Genomic DNA, 3,751 nt, shown 5'->3' with positions numbered 1-3,751 from the left:
CCCGCCGAGCCCTCGCAGCGTGGTCGCCGCGGCCACGCCCAGCGCCGGGCCCACGTTCATCGCGGTCTGCTGCAGTCCGCCCGCCACCCCGGCGGAGGCGAGGGCCGCCTCCCGTACGACGACCTGTGTCGCCGCCACCATCACCGTGCCGAACCCGGCCCCGAGCAGGGCGAAGCCACCGCACAGGGCGGGCGTCCCCGACGCCCGGGCGAGCACCAGGACACCCAGCGCGAGTACGGCCATCGCCGCCACGGTCGTACGACGGGCTCCGGCGCGCCGCAGCAGCACCGGACACAGGGGCGCCGAGATCACCATGAGCACCGCCAGCGGCAGGCCGACCAGGGCACACCGCAGTGGGTCCAGACCCAGCGGGCCCTGCAGGACGTAGGTGACGACGAACAGCGTGCCGAACAGGGCCGCCGACGCGGCCACCAGGACCGCGAGCGCGGACGCGACGGCCGCCGGACCGATGACGTCGGGCGGCAGCAACGGGTCCGCGGCGCGGCGCTCGTGGTGGACGAAGGCGGCTCCCGCGAGGACGGCCGCGACCGGGCCCGCCCAGCCCGGGTCCGGCAGCGCGACCAGCGTGTGCACCGCACAGCCGAGGGCCACGGCGAGCAGCAGCGCGCCGGGGACGTCGAGCCGCCGCGACCACCGGTCGCCCGGGACGGGACCGGTCCGCCCGGGCCCGGGCAGCGCGAGAGCGAGCAGACCGAACACCAGCGCCGGTACGACGTTGACGTAGAACACCGCCCGCCAGCCGAACGCGGTCACCAGCGTCCCGCCCACCACCGGGCCGGCGGCGGCCGCCAGGCCGATCGCGCTGGTCCGCACCGCGAGGGGCATGCCGAGCCGGTCGGGCGGGAAGGCGGCCCGCACCATGCCGAGGGTGGCCGGCTGCAGCAGGGCCCCGCACACTCCCTGGGCGACCCGCAGTGCGATCACCCAGCCGATGCCGGGCGCCAGGCCGATGCCCGCCGAGGCGGCACCGAAGCCCAGCATCCCGGCCGCGAACATCCGTCGGTGCCCGTACCGGTCGCCGAGCCGTCCGGCGAAGACCAGCAGGCTCGCCACCGCGACGAGATATCCGGTGCTGGTCCACTGGGCCTGCGCGAACGACGCTCCCAGGTCCCGTTGCAGCGTGGGCTGCGCGACGGTGAGGACCGTGCCGTCCAGGGCCACGATCACCGCTCCGGCCACGCTGCTCACCAGGGTCGGTGTCCGACCGTGGCTCACCTGCCCTGCTCCGGGCCGAGGTGGGCGTCGAGGGCCGTGCGCAGGAGCGGGGTGAAGTCGCCCGTGCCGGTCGCGAGGGGGAGACTGCCCCAGCCCCACAGCTGGGCGATGCCGTGGAGGTTGGCCCACAGGGAGCCCGCCACCGTGCGGGCGTCGGCGGTGTGGGGGCAGGCCCGGCCGACCAGGTCCACCAGGAGGCCGAAGAGGGGCAGGCTGGTGTCGCGCAGTCCCAGGTGCCCGCTCTCCAGCAGGTCGTGGCGGAACATCAGCTCGTACATGCCGCGGTTGCCGAGGGCGAAGTCGAGGTAGACCCGGCCCAGTGCCGCCAGTTGGGTGCGCGGGCTCGCCGTGCCGTCGCCGAGTGCCGCCGTCACCCGCCCGGCCAGGTCGGCGAAGCCGCGGCGGGCGATCGCGGACAGCAGTTCCAGATGAGTGGGGAAGTAGCGGCGCGGCGCCCCGTGCGAGACCCCCGCCCGACGGGCGATCTCCCGCAGGGTCAGCGCCTGCGCGCCCTCCCCGGCCACGAGTTCCACCCCGACGTCGACCAGCCGGTCCCGCAGGCCCTTCTCGGATTCGGTCACGGACACTGTCTACCAAGAGGGAGTAGACAGTGTCTACTCCGGGGTGTGCGGCTCGGCCGCGCGGGTATGACTCAGGGCATGACGCACGACCACGGACAGGACGCCCTGCTCGCGCTGCTCTCCGAGGAGCACGGAGGAGTGCTGGTGACCCTCAAGCGGGACGGCCGGCCCCAGCTGTCGAACGTCAGCCACGCCTACTGCCCGGACGAGCGGGTCGTCCGCGTCTCGATCACCGACGACCGCGCCAAGACCCGCAATCTGCGCCGGGACCCGCGTGCCTCGTACCACGTCACGAGCCCGGACCGCCGCGCCTACACGGTCGCCGAGGGCACCGCGGACCTCTCACCGGTGGCGGAGGACCCGCACGACGAGACGGTCGGGGAACTGGTCCGCCTCTACCGTGACGTGAACGGCGAGCACCCGGACTGGGACGACTTCCGCGCCGCGATGGTCCGCGACCGGCGCCTGGTGCTGCGGCTGAGGGTGGAACGGGCGTACGGCATCCAGAAGGGCGCCAACGACGGCTGAGGCGCGGACACGCCGGACGAACCGCCGCACCCGCGGCCCTGACGTGGGCCGCGGGTGCGGGACGAGTGGGTGCGGGAGAGGTCAGGCCGAGACCGTCTGCGGCTGTGACGGCCGCTGTCCGCCGCGCTCGCCGAGCAGCTCCGTCGGGACCTTGTGGGTCTCGCGGGCCGAGAGGGCGGCGACCACCGGCGGGACGCACAGGGCCGCCGTGAACAGGGCCACCGCCGACCAGCCGGTGCCGTCCGGGCCGGCGATCTCGGCGGCGAAGGTGACCGCGAACCCGGCCACCGCGAAGCCGATCTGGGTGCCGATCGCCATGCCCGAGAGCCGGACCCGGGTGGAGAACATCTCGCCGTAGAAGGCGGGCCACACACCGTTCGCGGCGCTGTAGACGACACCGAAGGTGACGATCCCGAGGAGCAGCACCAGCGGGTAGGAGCCCGTGGAGATCGCCCACAGGTACAGGAACATCATGACCGCGCTGCCCACCGCGCCGACCAGGAACACCGGGCGCCGACCGATACGGTCCGACAGCGTGGCCCACAGCGGGATCGCGCCCAGCGCGACGAGGTTGGCGAGCGCGCCCACCCACAGCATCGACGAGCGGGACATGCCGACCGCGTCACTGGTCGCGTACGCCAGCGCCCACACCGTGAAGATGGTGCTCACCGAGGCGATCAGCGCGCCCCCGACCACTCGCAGCACATCCGCCCAGTGCTCGCGCATCAGCACCGCCAGCGGCAGCTTCACCACTCCCTCGCCGGCCGCCTGCCGGGTGAACGCCGGCGTCTCGGCCAGGCGGCGGCGGATCAGGTAGGCGACGACGGCGACCAGGACACTCGCCCAGAACGGCACCCGCCAGCCCCAGGACAGCAACTGCTCCTCGGGCAGCGCGGCGATCGGGATGAACGCGAGCGTGGCGATGAGCTGCCCGCCCTGCGTGCCGCTGAGCGTGAAACTGCTGAAGAAGCCCCGCCGGTGACCCGGCGCGTGCTCCAGACTCATCGAACTGGCGCTGGCCTGCTCGCCGGCCGCGGAGACGCCCTGCAGCACCCGGCACAGCACCAGCAGCACCGGGGCGAGGGTGCCGACCTGGGCGCGGGTGGGCAGACAGCCGATCAGGAACGTCGACACGCCCATCAGCATCAGCGTGAAGACCATGATCTTCTTGCGGCCCAGCCGGTCGCCGAAGTGGCCGAGGAACAGCGCGCCGATCGGCCGGGCGGCGTAGGCGACGCCGAAGGTGGCCAGGGACAGCAGGGTCGCGGTGGCCGGGTCGGAGTCGTCGAAGAAGACCTTCGGGAAGATCAGCGCGGCCGCGCTGCCGTAGATGAAGAAGTCGTAGTACTCGAGCGCGCTGCCGATCCAGGCGGCCGCGGCGGCCTTCTTCGGCTGGCTGGGCGGGG

The 3,751-nt window shown here is 73.7% G+C and carries 4 protein-coding genes; 1 reads left to right on the top strand and 3 read right to left on the bottom strand.

The genetic code is table 11. The features are described 5' to 3' along the window. Both RH94_RS15100 and RH94_RS15095 read right to left on the bottom strand, forming a co-directional pair. On the bottom strand, positions 1–1,236 hold a 1,236-nt coding region (locus RH94_RS15100), incomplete at its 3' end, for an MFS transporter (RefSeq protein ID WP_107428725.1). After that, entirely contained in the window at positions 1,233–1,817 is a 585-nt protein-coding gene (locus tag RH94_RS15095; RefSeq protein WP_079189038.1) for a TetR/AcrR family transcriptional regulator, read from the bottom strand. The genes RH94_RS15100 and RH94_RS15095, both read right to left, overlap by 4 nt. Before the next feature lie 78 nt (positions 1,818–1,895). Between RH94_RS15095 and RH94_RS15090 the strand changes: the two genes are divergently transcribed. Next, a complete protein-coding gene (locus RH94_RS15090; RefSeq protein ID WP_073948112.1) occupies positions 1,896–2,345 on the top strand; it encodes a PPOX class F420-dependent oxidoreductase in 450 nt (149 codons plus the stop codon). A gap of 81 nt (positions 2,346–2,426) precedes the next feature. On the opposite strand, the gene RH94_RS15085 is transcribed toward RH94_RS15090, so the two are convergent. Further along, positions 2,427–3,751: MFS transporter (locus RH94_RS15085; RefSeq protein ID WP_073948136.1), on the bottom strand; the 1,325-nt coding region annotated here is incomplete at its 5' end.

This window comes from Streptomyces kebangsaanensis, from assembly GCF_001906585.1.
GTDB classification, from domain to species: Bacteria; Actinomycetota; Actinomycetes; order Streptomycetales; family Streptomycetaceae; genus Streptomyces; species Streptomyces kebangsaanensis.
This window is presented reverse-complemented; position numbering and strand designations above follow the sequence as displayed.